Origin of the sequence: Pelagibius sp. (assembly GCF_965249265.1) — a bacterium.
In the GTDB taxonomy this organism is placed as follows: domain Bacteria; phylum Pseudomonadota; class Alphaproteobacteria; order Kiloniellales; family Kiloniellaceae; genus Pelagibius.
On record NZ_OZ252224.1, the window covers coordinates 1,334,775 to 1,348,377 of the forward strand.

Here is a 13,603-nt window from a genome sequence, read left to right on the forward strand (position 1 = left end):
CCTGTCTGGAAAAGAGCGGGGTGCCGCCGCCGCGGGCACCCCTCAAGTTCACAGGGAGAACTCAGACGTGAGTCATACAGGTAGGAGGCTCTACCTGAGTTACTGTCGAGCCGCTCCTCATGAGCAGCCGCTGGTGCTGCCGCAGGTTGCGCACTTGAGGCACGTGCCATTGCGCACCAGCGTAAAGTTACCGCAGTCGCCGCAGGAATCGCCCTCGTAGCCCTTCATACGCGCCTCGCGGACGCGCTCCAGGCGAGTATCGACCTCGCGCACGATTGTGGTCTCGACGGCAACGGCTTCGGCGGTGCCTGCGGAGCCGACGAGCTCTTGGGTGGCGCCGTTGGAGGCGACAGGCTGCGAGACCGGGGCGCTTGCGCCCAGGCTGCTCGCCATGCCGGTCGTGCCGTTGGCGGCGCCGCCGTTCACGACCAGAAGCTGGCTGCGGACATAGCCCGTTGAGGCGTAGCGGCGGACGGTCTCCGCCACCGAGGCCTCCGGCAGGTCCCCCTGGCCGTCGCCCTGGCCCACGGCGTCCGGCTTGATGTCGGACGGTTCCACATGGGCCAGATCGTTACGGCCGAGGTAGGAGATTGCCAGCTCCCGGAAAATGTAATCGAGCACGGAGGTCGACATCTTGATGGCATCGTTGCCTTCGACCATGCCCGAGGGTTCGAAACGTGTGAAAGTGTAAGCCTCGACGAATTCCTCCAGCGGCACGCCGTACTGCAGGCCGATGGAGATCGCGATGGCGAAGTTGTTCATCAGGCTGCGGAAGGCGGCGCCCTCCTTGTGCATGTCGATGAAGATTTCGCCGGCGGTGCCGTCTTCGTATTCGCCGGTGCGCAGATAGACCTTGTGGCCGCCGACGATGGCTTTCTGGGTGTAGCCCTTGCGCCGCTGAGGCAGGCGCTTGCGCTCCTGATTGCGCTCCACAACCCGTTCGATAATGCGCTCGGCAACGATCTGCGCACGCTCCGGCGCGGAAGCCTCGGCGAGCTGTTCGGCCAGGGGCTCGGCATCCTCGTCGGCGATGTCCTCCAACAGGCTCGCCGCCAGAGGCTGGGACAGCTTGGAGCCGTCGCGGTAGAGCGCGTTGGCCTTCAGGCCGAGACGCCAGGACAGCATATAGGCGTCCTTGCAGTCCTCCACCGATGCCGAGGCGGGCATGTTGATGGTCTTCGAAATGGCGCCGGAGATGAAGGGCTGGGCCGCAGCCATCATGCGGATGTGGCTTTCGACCGAGAGGAAACGCTTGCCGTGGCGGCCGCAGGGATTGGCGCAGTCAAAGACCGGCAGATGCTCCTCCTGCAGGCCGGGGGCACCTTCCAGGGTCATGGCGCCGCAGCAGTAGGCATTGGCGGCATCGATTTCTTTCTTGGTGAATCCGAGGGCGGCCAGCATGTCGAAGGAGACGTCGTCCATCTCCGCCGCGGTGAGGCCCAGGGCCTTGACGCAGAACTCTTCGCCCAGCGTCCACTTGTTGAAAGCGAACTTGATATCGAAGGCCGAAGCCAGGCCGGCCTCCAGGGCCTGCAGGGCGGCCTCGGTGAAGCCCTTTTCCTTCAGGGCGTCGTGGTTGATGCCCGGCGCGTCGATCAGCGTGCCGTGGCCGACCGCATGGCGGATGATGGTTTCAATCTCCATCTCGCCGTAACCCAGGGTGCGCAGCGCTTCGGGCACAGTGCGGTTGATGATCTTGAAGTAGCCGCCGCCGGCCAGCTTCTTGAACTTCACGATGGCGAAGTCGGGTTCGATGCCGGTGGTGTCGCAGTCCATCACCAGGCCGATGGTGCCGGTCGGGGCGACCACCGTTGCCTGGGCGTTGCGGTAGCCGTGCTTGTTGCCCAGCTCCAGGGCCAGATCCCAGGCCTTCTTGGCAGACTTGATCAGGCTCTTGTCCGGGCAGGCGCGCGCCTCCAGCGGCACCGGCGCGATGGAAAGCTCTTCGTAGCTGGCGCGCTGGCCATAGGCGGCGCGGCGATGGTTGCGCATCACCCGCAGCATGTGTTCGGCGTTCTCCTCGTAGCGCGGGAAGGCGCCGAGTTCCTCGGCCATCTCAGCCGAGGTGGCGTAGGAAATGCCGGTCATGATCGCCGAGAGAGCGGCGGCAAGGGCGCGGCCCTCGTCGGAGTCATAGGAGATGCCGGAGGCCATCAGCAGGCCGCCCAGGTTGGCGTAGCCGAGGCCCAGGGTGCGGAAGTCGTAGGAGCGCTGGGCAATCGCCGCCGAGGGGAACTGCGCCATCAGCACGGCGATTTCCAGGGTGATGGTCCACAGCCGGGTGGCATGCTCATAGGCTTCGGTATCGAAGCTGTCGGCACCGCGGCGAAAAGCCATCAGGTTGAGCGAGGCCAGGTTGCAGGCCGTGTCGTCGAGGAACATGTACTCCGAGCAGGGGTTGGAGCCGTTGATCCGGCCGGAGACCGGGCAGGTATGCCACTCGTTGATCGTGGTGTCGTACTGCATGCCCGGGTCGGCGCAGGCCCAGGCGGCGTAGGAGATCTGGTCCCAGAGCTCGCGCGCCTTCAGCTTTTTGTGGGTCTTGCCGTCGGTGCGGCGGATCAGGCTCCAGGCGTCGTCGTTCAGCACCGCCTCGATGAAGCCGTTGGGCACCCGCACCGAGTTGTTGGAGTTCTGGCCGGAGACCGTCAGATAGGCCTCTGAATCCCAATCGGTGTCATAGGTCTTGAAGTCGATCGAGGTATAGCCCTGCTGCGCGAACTGGATGACGCGGGCGACGTAGTTTTCCGGCACCATGGAGGCGCGGGCGGCTTTGATCGCCGCTTTCAGGGCGAAGTTCTTCTTCGGGTCGAAGGCGTCGGCCTGCTCGCTGCCTTCACCACCTTTAAACGTGTTGCAGGCGCGCATGATGGCGTTCAGGTGCTTGTCGCAGAGCTTGGAGCCGGTGACCAGCGCGGCCACCTTCTGCTCTTCGACGACCTTCCAGTTGATGTAGTCCTCGATGTCCGGGTGGTCGAGGTCGACGGTGACCATCTTGGCGGCGCGCCGGGTGGTGCCGCCGGACTTGATGGCGCCGGCGGCGCGGTCGCCGATCTTCAGGAAGGACATCAGGCCGGAGGATTTGCCGCCGCCGGCCAGCGGCTCGCTGGCGCCGCGCAGCGCTGAAAAGTTGGTGCCGGTTCCGGAGCCGTATTTGAACAGCCGGGCCTCGCGTACCCAAAGGTCCATGATGCCGTTCTCGTTCACCAAGTCGTCGCCGACGGACTGGATGAAGCAGGCATGGGGTTGCGGATGCTCATAGGCGCTGGCGGCGCGGGTCAGCTCGCCGGTAGAGAAGTCGACATAGTGATGGCCCTGGCTCGGCCCGTCGATCCCGTAAGCCCAATGGAGGCCGGTGTTGAACCACTGCGGCGAATTGGGCGCGGCCATCTGCTTGGCGAGCATATAGCGCATCTCGTCGTAGTAGGCGCGGGCGTCTTCCTCGGCATCAAAGTAGCCGCCCTTCCAGCCCCAATAGGCCCAGGTGCCGGCGAGGCGGTGGAAGACCTGCTTGGCGGAAGTCTCGCCGATGAAGCGTTCGTCCTCGGCGATGTCGGCCATGGCCTCGTGGTCGGGCTCCGAGCGCCACAGCCAGGAGGGCACGTTGTCCTCTTCAATCCGCTTCGACTTCAGCGGCAGGCCGCGCTTGCGGAAATACTTCTGCGCCAGGATGTCGCAGGCCACCTGCGACCAGGCTGAGGGTACGTCGATGTCCTCTGCCCGGAACACCAGGGACCCGTCGGGATTGCGGATCTCGCTTGATGTCCGTCGGAACTCGATCTTGTCGTAAACGTCGGTGCCAGTTTCCGTAAAACGACGCGCAACCCGCATTCGGTATTCTCCAATCTCGCCTTGTCAGTTAGCCCTGCATTTCGTCGCAAGAGACGTCGGCTTCGAGGAGCGCCCCTGGAAGAGTCCTCGGACCAGACAGAAAGAGCGGCCCCAAGACCGCTGCTTCCCCCGAAACCCCCGCAAATCCTCAAGATTTGCCATATCTTGTGACGAGATGTCATTAAACCACAACATGTGGCCGAGGTCACCACATTTTGCGTTAAGAACAGGTTAAGACGCGTTCATTGGGGGTAGCGTCAGACCTGCAAGCCGCACTGCGCCGGGCTTTCGTCTTTCAGACCCGAGAGGAAAGAAAATATTCCGCCGTTTTCCCTGCCGCGAGTCCGGAACGGATTCGGGCAATCAGAGGGTGTTCACGCTCTTTCGGCGAGCGGCAGGTTGACCAGCAGATTCTGGGGTTTGAGGCGCAGTTGACCGCTCTCGGCCATCGCCAAGGCAAGGTAAACCGGTCGTCCGGCGATATCGGGGGCGACGACCGAAGGGTCCTGGAACTCCATGCGGAACAGCGACAGCAGACGCGCAAGCCGGCCTTCGCCGACATCGACTCCGTTGTAGAGGTCGTTCAGCAGCTTGCTGCCCTCCACGTCGAGGCCGATGTGCCAGATCCAACGCTCGTCGCTGATCTTCTGGACCGGCTGGATCGACACCCCCACGTCCAGAAAGTGCCTGACCCAGGCTTCGAGGACGCGGCAGAGGGCATCGAGACCCGCGCCGGCGAAGTTCAGGTTCAGAACCGTGTCATAACGGCTGGCGCGGTCCCAATAGATGTCGGCGTTATCTTCGTTGACGACGTCCAGTTCGACGGTGCGCAGCGGTGTCTGGGCCTCGGCCACCAGGCGCCCCAGGCTGCCGAAGCCGCCGGTGCTGGCGAACATCTCCACAGTTTCGGCATCCGCCGCCATGATGGCCCCGTCGTTGATGGTGACCTGCTGGGGCCGGAAGAAAAGTTCCGCCGCGCGGACGCGCAGCGCGTCCTCCGCGCCCTCCAGCATCGCCCGGGCGATGACATGGGCAAGCTGGTCGACGAAGAGCGGCGGCAGGGTGATGCCCTCCGGCTCCAGGAACAGTTTCAGATAACAGTCTTCCAGGCTCTCGGCCGTGATAAGGCGCTGGCGGAAGGCGAGGACGACCTCGTAGTTCTCGATGGCGTCCGGGTCGCCGATGGCCGCCAGGCGCTCCGCGCTGACCGCTTCTCGGGGGTTGTTCAGGAGGGCCGCATGCAGTGCCCGCTCGGACTCGTTGGATTCGGGAACGGGACGGACCTCGGGCCGCTGAAAGTAGGCCCGCAGATAGTCGTCGGTGACCGTCAGATGGCCTCGCCCGTTGCGCTGCAAGAGGTGATAGCCGGAGTCCTGCCAGAAATCGTGCATGGGCGCTTCTATAAGGCGCGGGCCCAGCGCTGTCCAGGTGGCCGGCTACTTGAGGCCGCCCGCAAAGCCGGCGGTCAGCCATTTCTGCACCAGGCTGACGAGTGCCAGGATCGGCAGAGATGCGAGGAAGCCTATAGCCGCCAACCGGCCCCAAAAGGTTTCGTCTTCGGTGATCAGGGTGGCGATGAATGTCGGCAGAGTGAACTTCGACGGCGTCTGGATGAACAGCAGTGCGTAAGCGAACTCGTTCCAACTGAGGATCATGAGGAACACCGCGGTGGCAGCCAGGCCGGGCGCCATGATCGGCAGCACGACCGTGGTCAGCCGTTGAATGAGCGAGGCGCCGTCGATCAGGGCGGCTTCTTCATAGCTTTTCGGCACGTCCCGCACGAAGCCGATCAGCATCCAGATGGCGAAGGGCAGGGCATAGACCTGGTAAACCAGCACCAACCCGGTCAGGCTGTCGAGCAGGCCCAGGCTGCGCAGCACTTGGTAGAGAGGGATCGCCAGAACGAGGGGCGGCGCGAGCTTTACAAGTAGCACGAAAACCAGAAAGGCGATATCGAGGCGATGCGGCAGATCCAGGCGCACCAAGGCATAGGCCGCAGGGAAGCCGGCAAGCAGCGCCAGGGCCGTGGCCCCGAAGGTGACATAGAGGCTGTTGGCGATCTTGCCGAGAATATCGTCGGCGAAGAGGGCGCGGTAATGCTCCAGCGTCAGGCTATTGGGGAGCAGGTCGACAGAGGTTGAGACGAACTCCAGCGGCGGCTTCACCGAAGTGCCGGCCATCCAGAGAATCGGCAGCAGCATGATAGCGGTTACGGCATAGGCCGCCGCGCTTCGATGGGCGTTACGCCACATGAGACTGCCCGCCGATGATCTTCAGGACGTAGATGGCGGCCAGGAGTCCGGCGACGACGACCATGATGACCGCCGCGGCCGAGGCAAGGCCGACGTCGAAGAAGCGGAAACCCAGACGGTAGACGTACATCGACAGGGTTTCCGTAGCGTTCCCCGGTCCGCCGCCGGTCAGGGCATAGACCTTGTCGAAGATCTTGAAGCTTTCGATGCAGCGCAGCAGGGCGGCCAGCAGGAGGTGGGGCGTCAGCAGCGGCAAAGTGATGGTGAACAGGATCTGGCGCGGCGAAGCGCCGTCCATGCGTGCGGCCTCGTAAACCTCCGGCTGGATTGACTGCAAGCCGGCCAGGAGGATCAGGAAGGTGAAGGGCGCGGTCTGCCAGAGGTCGACCAACACCAGCGAGAGCATTGCCAGATCCGGATCGAAGAGCCATTCCACCGGGTTCAGCGTCAGCGCCCTCAGCAGGTTGTTGAGAAACCCGAAGTCGTAGTGGAACCAGGCGCTCCAGATGGCGGTCACCACCATGGTCGAGAGAACGAAGGGTGCGATAAGCGCGGGTATGACGAAACGGCGTCCCGGGAATTGCCGGTTCATCATCAGCGCCAGCGCGAGCCCGAGGCTCACCTCGCTGATCGTTGCCGCCAGGGTGAAGACGACGGTGTTCCAGGTTGCCTGCCGGAAGAAGCGGTCGCCCAGCAAGTCGCCGTAGTTCTCGGTACCGACAAAGACGGCGCCGTCCAGACCGTAGTCGGTCGCGAAAAAGGACAGTAGCAGGCCGCGCCCCAAGGGGTAGATCGTCAGAAGGGCGAAGAGGGTGATGGCCGGCGCAAGCAGCAGGAGGGGAACATAGCGCGGGCCTTGCATCGAAGCTTCCTTCTTGGCCGGGCTGGGCGGGGATAGAGGCAGTGCCGCCTCTATCCCCTCAGCGTCGCCGGACTAGCGCCTGAGTGCGCGGGCAATCTTGCCGTTGGCTTCGACAAGTGCTTCCTGCGGTTTCATTTCGCCGATCATGGCAAGCTGCAGATAGTCGCCGAGAATGGCTTCGACCTTGCTCCACTGGGTGATGCGCGGCCTCGGCTGGGCGTTTTGCAGGGCCTCGACCTGGGCCGGATACCAGCGGTATTTGCCGATTACTTCCGGGTCCTCATAGACACTGGCGCGGGTCGGCGGGGTGCCCACCTCCAGAGCCAGTTTCTTCTGCATTTCCGGCGAGGTCAGGAAGTCGATGAAGTCGCGCGCACGCTCCGGGTTTTTGGCATCTGCGGGCACCGCTAGGAGCCAGGAGCCCAGCATCGGGGCCGGGCCCTGGACCTGGCCGGGGGCCGCCATGATCTCGATCTTGCCCGGTACCTTCGATTTCGCCGGGTCGTCCAGCGAGGGCGCCCAGGACGGCCAGAGTTCGATGGTCATGGCCGTGGTCCCCTGCATCAAGGCATCGCGCACTTCGGTCGAGTTGTAGGTCTCGACGCCTTTGGGGGCGTAGTTCTTGAGCGCCAGGAATAGCTCCAGCGCATCGAGCGCCGCAGCGCTGTCGAGGCTTGCCGTGCCCTCGGCGTCAACGACCCGGGCGCCATGCGCCCAGAGGATCGGCAGGAACCCGGTGACGATCGGATTGGCTTTCTTGCCCCGGAACACCGCCCCGGAAACGCCGTCCTCCGCCTTGCTGATGGTACGCGCGGCTTCCAGTACGTCCGTCCAGCTTTCCGGCCGGGTAAGCCCGTGCTTCTCGAAAAGATCCTTGCGATAGGCGAAGAGCTCGACGTTGCCGACGAAGGGCACAGCATAGAAGGGGCCGCTGCCGACCGGGTAACGCGATACATCGCGGGCGGGCTTGACGAAGTCCCTGTCGACGCCGCCGCCAAGCTTGTCGAGATCGTTCAGCCAGCCATTGGCCATGAACTCAACGGCCCAGGGGTCGTCCAGCATGATCACGTCATAGGCGCCGGATTTTTCCCGCATCGAAATGGTGACCTTTTCAAGCAGGCCGCCGCCGGGCAATTCCAGGCGTTCCGTCTTGAGCCCCGGGTTCTTGGCCTCGTACATCTCCACGGCGATTTTCAAAGCCTGGCCGTAGCCGCCGTCGCGGCCGGCGATGACCAGTGTTTCGGCCTGAACGGACGCGACGCCGAAGACGGCGGCCCCGGCCAGTATCGCGGTAACAAGTCGTTTCATCGCGGAATCTCCCTTTGCATCGTGCCGTGTTCCGGCCGCGACAGATGAAATTGCAAACGTTTGCGATATTGAGCTTATGATGAGCCGCAACTTCCTTCAAATTAAGGTTCAATGAAGCTTTCTGGGCCGGAACGTGAAAGAGAAAGCGTTTGCAAAATAGGCTTCTGGCGACAATATTGCAACCTGATGAACCGTATCACCATCAAGGATGTCGCCCGGGCGGCGGGGGTTTCGGCCTCTGCGGTATCCAGGGTCTTTACAGAGGGCGCCAGCGCGTCGGTCAAAACCCGCGAAAAGGTGCTGGCCGCTGCTGACCTGCTGGGATATCGGCCGTCGCTTCTGGCGCGGGGGCTGGTGAGCAACCGCACAAACATGGTCACACTGGTCATGGGGCGAATGACCGATCCCTTCGACGCTTTGTTCATGGACAGCTTTGCCGAAGCAATGGCCCGGCGCGGGACCCGTCTTATGCTTTCCCCAGTCAGGGCCGGGGCGTCGGAAGAGGACAGCCTGCTGCAGGCGCTCGACTATCAGTCGGATGCTGTGATCGTCTCCGCGGGCACCATGTCGTTGGCTCATTCGGAACGCTGTGTAAGGGCGGGCCTGCGGGTCATCCTGGCCGGGCGGGTGCTGGAGGCGCCGGGTGTCGACTGCGTGTTGGCCGACAACAGGGACGGTGGACGACAGGCCGCAGAGCTGCTGCTGCGGACCGGGTGCCGATCCCTGGCTTACCTCGGTCAGGGTGGTGCAACCTTCTCCGACCGCGAACGGCGCGACGGCTTTGGGATGGCGGTTGCCGAGGCTGGCGCGACCTTCACCGAACAGGGCGTGGGCGGCCGGGAACATGCCGAGGCCTTTTCGGCGGCGACCGAGCTGTTGTCCCGCTTGCCAAGGCCAGACGGCATTTTCTGCAGCAATGACAACATCGCCATTTGCGCTTTGGAGGCCTGCCGGGCCCTGGGCCTGGCGGTTCCCGGCGACGTGGCCATTGTCGGTTTCAACAACCTGCCCGATGCGGCGCGGCGCAGCTTTCAACTCACCACCTTGGATTATCCGGCCTCCAAGGTCGTTGCCGAGATCTGCAATCTGTTGGATCTCAGGGAAGGGGACTTCGGGCGTGAAAGTGAGATCCGCCGCATTCCGACGCAACTGGTCGTGCGCTCTTCGACGCGCGCGCGCGATGCCGTGGGGTAACGGCGTTCCCGGCAGTGTCTAAACCTCGGAACCGTGCCGTTTGAGCGCTCTTTACCATCCGCCGCCGGGCCGGCGAGCCATGCGCTAACTGAACATTTACAATGCAAAGTTATCTATATCGCACCGCAGCAAAACTGCGGTATGAAACCTTCGAATTGCTAACCCCCTAAATTTCCTAACTTTTTGCAGGATCAAGCCCATGCTTGCTGCCTTGGCCAGCCGCTTTTCCTTTGCCGATTCCCAGGGCTCCGGCCGCACAGCCTTTACCCCCGGCCGCATCAAGATCGAGGTTCTCTCGGGGCTGACGGTGGCCCTGGCGCTGGTGCCCGAGGCTGTGGCTTTTTCCTTCGTCGCCGGGGTGCACCCCCTGGTCGGACTCTATGCGGCCTTCATCGTCGGCCTGGTGACCGCCGTCATCGGCGGGCGTCCGGGCATGATTTCCGGGGCCACCGGGGCGCTGGCTGTGGTGATGGTGTCGCTGGTCGCCGCCCATGGGGTTCAGTACCTCTTCGCCACGGTGGTGCTGATGGGCATCCTGCAGGTTCTGGCCGGGGTCTTCCGGCTCGGCAAGTTCATCCGTCTGGTGCCCCATCCGGTGATGCTGGGGTTCGTCAACGGCCTCGCCATCGTCATCTTCATGGCCCAGCTCACCCAGTTCCAGGTCGCCGGCCCCGACGGCGCGAAGGTCTGGATGACCGGTTGGCCCCTGGTGGTGATGCTGGGCCTCGTCGCCCTGACCATGGCCATTATCTGGATCATGCCGAAGATCACCTCCGTCGTTCCGGCGCCGCTGGCAGGGATCGTCGTTGTCGCCGGTATCGTCATCGCTTTCGGCATCGAGGTGCCGCGGGTCGGCGATCTGGCATCCATCGAGGGCGGGCTGCCGCTGTTCCAGATCCCCATGGTCCCGATCAACCTGGAGACCTTGCAGATCATTCTCCCCTATGCGCTGATCCTCGCCGCCATCGGCCTGATCGAAAGCCTGCTGACCCTCAATCTTGTCGGCGAGATCACGGAAAAGCGCGGCGGCGCCTCGCAGGAGTGCATCGCCCAGGGGATCGCCAACACGGTGACCGGTTTCTTCGGCGGCATGGGCGGCTGCGCCATGATCGGCCAGTCGATGATCAACGTGAAGTCGGGCGGGCGCACCCGCCTCTCCGGCATCTCGGCCGCACTGTTCCTGTTGACCTTCATCCTGGTCGCCTCCAGCCTGATCGAGCAGATCCCTCTGGCCGCCCTGGTCGGGGTCATGATGATGGTGGTGGTCGGCACCTTTGCCTGGCAGAGCCTGAAGACCCTGCGGCGGATTCCCCTGACCGATGCCATGGTCATGTTCCTGGTGACGGTGGTGACGGTCATGAGTGACCTCGCCATTGCCGTCGTTGTCGGCGTCATCGTCTCGGCGCTTGCCTATGCCTGGAACAACGCGACGCGCATTCACGCCAAGGCGCATTTCACCCCGGAAGGTGCGCGGGTCTATCAGATCGAAGGGCCGCTGTTCTTCGGTTCGACGGACGGCTTTGCCGAAATCTTCAAGCCCCAGGACGACCCCGGTCTGGTCATCGTCGACTTCATGAACAGCCGGGTCGTCGATCAGTCGGCGCTGCAGGCGATCGAGGCGCTGGCATCGAAGTACGAGGTGCTCGGCAAGACACTCCAACTACGCCATCTCTCCCACGACTGTCACCGGCTGCTCAACCGGGCCGGTCAATTGATCGTCGATGCCGATGACGATCCCACCTATGGGCTGGCGGTGGATTATTCGGTCAAGACCGGCAGCCTGGGCGGCGGGCACTAGCCCGGCGGAGCCGTTGGATACGGTCCAGAGGAATCTCGGGTTCCCGACTGTATTTTCAGTATTTTTTGTTCCTTTGGCCCCATTCTGTGAGTGTCGGCGAAGGCTGGACTGTTGCTGGCCGGGGTGCGATAGTCTGGCCGCTGTCGCCGGGGCCTGCAGGCGGCGGAGTCCCAGGTTTTGTGCGGCAGGCAGGTTTTTCGGACGGTATAGGGAATCGGCTCGGATATGGGCACCACGATAGGCACAAGGCTCTTCACCTGGTTGCGCGGCGAAGAGGTCGGGCGCGACCAACAGGGCAACCGCTATTACCGGGCCAAGGGTGGTGGGCGTACCCACAAGGATTCGCTGCGCAAGGAGCAGCGCTGGGTGATCTACGACGGCGAAGTCGAAGCCAGCCGGGTTCCGGCGGAATGGCATGCCTGGTTGCACCATACCAGCGACGAGATCCCGCCGGAGGGCGGCCCGGAGCGGCGTCCCTGGCAGAAGGAACACAAGCCCAATATGACCGGGACGCAGCAGGCTTACCGCCCGCCGGGGCACACCCTGCAGGGTGGGCAGCGCGACAAAGCGACCGGAGACTACGAACCCTGGACGCCGAACTGATCTGAGCCTCCCAGACCCACCATGGGTGTTTGTTGATTAGGCGGTGTCGCTCTGTCGATTTGGACAGGGGCTTGGGCTTAAGACCCGTCAGCTCGCCGAACACAGAAAAGCCAGCAGTCAGAGGATTGGCAGCATGCGCAGAAATATGATCGAGACGATAATGGGCGCGGTGGTCCTTCTGGTGGCCGTCAGCTTTGTCGTTTTCGCGTTCCGCACCACCAGCATCGATTCGGCCAACGGCAGCGGTTACCAGTTGCTGGTCGAATTCGACGATGCATCGGGCCTGGTCACCGGCACCGATGTGCGCATGGCCGGTGTGAAAGTCGGTTCGGTGCTCAGTCAGCGCCTGAACCCCGAGACCTATTTTGCCGAGGTCAGCCTCAGCATCGACGAGACCATCAAGCTGCCGACGGACAGCTCCGCACGCATCATTCCCGAGGGACTGCTGGGCGGCAATTACGTGGCGCTGGAGCCGGGCGGCGCCGAGGATTATCTGAGCGACGGCGAGCAGATCCAGTTCACGCAGGGCTCGATCAACGTCGTTGATCTTCTGGGCCGTTTCATCTTCAGCGCCGCAGAGCTGTCGAGCCCCTCGGACAACGGACAGTAAGCGGAACGCGGCTTATGGCCGGAAACGATCAGGAAGGCACCGCCGCCCAGCATTGGGACCCGCAGCGCTACAACAAGAATGCCGGCTTTGTCGCCGAGCTCGGGGCGCCCCTGCTCGACCTTCTGCAGCTGCGCGCCGGCGAGCGGGTTCTTGACCTCGGCTGCGGGGAGGGCGCGCTGACCGCAAAGCTCGTCGATGCCGGTGCCGAGGTCGTCGGGGTCGACGCCTCGCCCGATCAGATTGCCGCCGCCAGGGCGCGGGGCCTTGATGCCCGGGTGATGAGCGGCGAGGCGCTTACCTTTGACGGGGACTTCGATGCGGTGCTTTCCAATGCCGCGCTGCACTGGATGCTGAAGCCCGATGCCGTTTTGCAGGGTGTCGCGAGAGCCTTGAAGCCCGGCGGCCGTTTCGTCGCCGAGATGGGCGGCCACGGCAACGTCGGCGCGATCCTGGATGCCCTGATGGTGGCGCTGGAGGCCCGCGGGCTGGACGCTCGGAGCGCCAATCCCTGGTACTTCCCGACGCCCGAGGCCTATCAGGCCAAGTTGGAAGCGGCCGGCTTCAGCGTCGATTCCATTGCCCTTATCCCGCGCCCGACGCCGCTGCCCGGCGCCATCGGCGGCTGGCTGGAGACCTTTGCCGAGGCATTTCTGAAGCAGGTACCGCCTGCCGAACGCGACGGCCTGATCGATGCGGTCGCCGAGCGCCTGCGGCCCCAGCTCTGCGATTCCGAGGGCAACTGGACGGCGGACTACGTCAGGTTGCGCTTCGCGGCCCGTCTGGCGGACTGAATTCACCAGCGGGGCCCGAATCCTCCATGGTTGCTTGCGCTGTTTGGGTTGCGCTCTTAAGTCTTTGACAGGAAAGTTTTGCTGAGGTGATGCGCGTGTCGGCACCCGTTGCAAAGAAATTCGAAATCCCGGTCTGGCTGCAGCCCGACGGCGCGCCGCTGTCGTGCCGGGAGAAGATCAAGGTGCTCAACGAGAACCTTGAGGAGATCCGCGAGATGGCCCAGGACGCCCTGGAAGACGGCATTCTGATGGGCGGGGACGAGGCCCAATTACGGGATGTCCTGATGGATCTCGTCCGCTCCCTGGAAAACCCTTACCGCGACCGAAAGCCCTGAGGCCCTCCTTGCTCCATCG

General features: G+C 63.6%; 11 protein-coding genes. 6 read left to right on the forward strand and 5 right to left on the reverse strand.

What is annotated here, in order from left to right:
* Positions 1-117: 117 nt before the first annotated feature.
* The 5 genes from ACP146_RS06420 to ACP146_RS06440 all read right to left on the reverse strand — a co-directional run bounded on the left by ACP146_RS06420 (position 118) and on the right by ACP146_RS06440 (position 8,253).
* Positions 118-3,831, reverse strand: coding sequence for a vitamin B12-dependent ribonucleotide reductase (locus tag ACP146_RS06420; RefSeq protein ID WP_422365939.1), 3,714 nt, complete (start codon positions 3,829-3,831; stop codon positions 118-120).
* A gap of 374 nt (positions 3,832-4,205) precedes the next feature.
* A complete protein-coding gene (locus ACP146_RS06425) occupies positions 4,206-5,222 on the reverse strand; it encodes a DUF6352 family protein (protein WP_422365940.1) in 1,017 nt (338 codons plus the stop codon).
* Between the two features lie 45 nt (positions 5,223-5,267).
* Positions 5,268-6,083 (reverse strand): carbohydrate ABC transporter permease, encoded by an 816-nt coding sequence (locus ACP146_RS06430; protein ID WP_422365941.1) that lies wholly within the window; start codon positions 6,081-6,083, stop codon positions 5,268-5,270.
* Positions 6,073-6,945, reverse strand: a complete 873-nt coding sequence (locus tag ACP146_RS06435; RefSeq protein ID WP_422365942.1) for a carbohydrate ABC transporter permease — start codon at positions 6,943-6,945, stop codon at positions 6,073-6,075. The genes ACP146_RS06430 and ACP146_RS06435 overlap by 11 nt, the downstream gene beginning before the upstream one ends.
* Positions 6,946-7,017: 72 nt before the next feature.
* On the reverse strand, positions 7,018-8,253 hold the full coding sequence (locus tag ACP146_RS06440; protein WP_422365943.1) for an ABC transporter substrate-binding protein: 1,236 nt from the start codon (positions 8,251-8,253) through the stop codon (positions 7,018-7,020).
* Between the two features lie 186 nt (positions 8,254-8,439).
* On the opposite strand from ACP146_RS06440, the gene ACP146_RS06445 reads away from it, so the two are divergent.
* From ACP146_RS06445 to ACP146_RS06470, 6 genes are all read left to right on the forward strand, one after another.
* On the forward strand, positions 8,440-9,447 hold the full coding sequence (locus tag ACP146_RS06445) for a LacI family DNA-binding transcriptional regulator (RefSeq protein WP_422365944.1): 1,008 nt from the start codon (positions 8,440-8,442) through the stop codon (positions 9,445-9,447).
* 199 nt (positions 9,448-9,646) lie between these two features.
* Positions 9,647-11,245, forward strand: coding sequence for a SulP family inorganic anion transporter (locus ACP146_RS06450; protein ID WP_422365945.1), 1,599 nt, complete (start codon positions 9,647-9,649; stop codon positions 11,243-11,245).
* Between the two features lie 225 nt (positions 11,246-11,470).
* A complete protein-coding gene (locus ACP146_RS06455; RefSeq protein WP_422365946.1) occupies positions 11,471-11,848 on the forward strand; it encodes an NADH:ubiquinone oxidoreductase subunit NDUFA12 in 378 nt (125 codons plus the stop codon).
* 133 nt (positions 11,849-11,981) lie between these two features.
* Positions 11,982-12,458 (forward strand): outer membrane lipid asymmetry maintenance protein MlaD, encoded by a 477-nt coding sequence (mlaD, locus tag ACP146_RS06460; protein WP_422365947.1) that lies wholly within the window; start codon positions 11,982-11,984, stop codon positions 12,456-12,458.
* A gap of 14 nt (positions 12,459-12,472) precedes the next feature.
* Positions 12,473-13,249 carry a class I SAM-dependent methyltransferase gene (locus ACP146_RS06465; RefSeq protein ID WP_422365948.1) on the forward strand — a complete coding sequence of 259 codons (777 nt, stop codon included), beginning with the start codon at positions 12,473-12,475 and terminating at the stop codon, positions 13,247-13,249.
* A 95-nt stretch (positions 13,250-13,344) separates the two neighbouring features.
* Positions 13,345-13,584, forward strand: a complete 240-nt coding sequence (locus tag ACP146_RS06470; protein WP_422365949.1) for a hypothetical protein — start codon at positions 13,345-13,347, stop codon at positions 13,582-13,584.
* Positions 13,585-13,603: the final 19 nt, after the last annotated feature.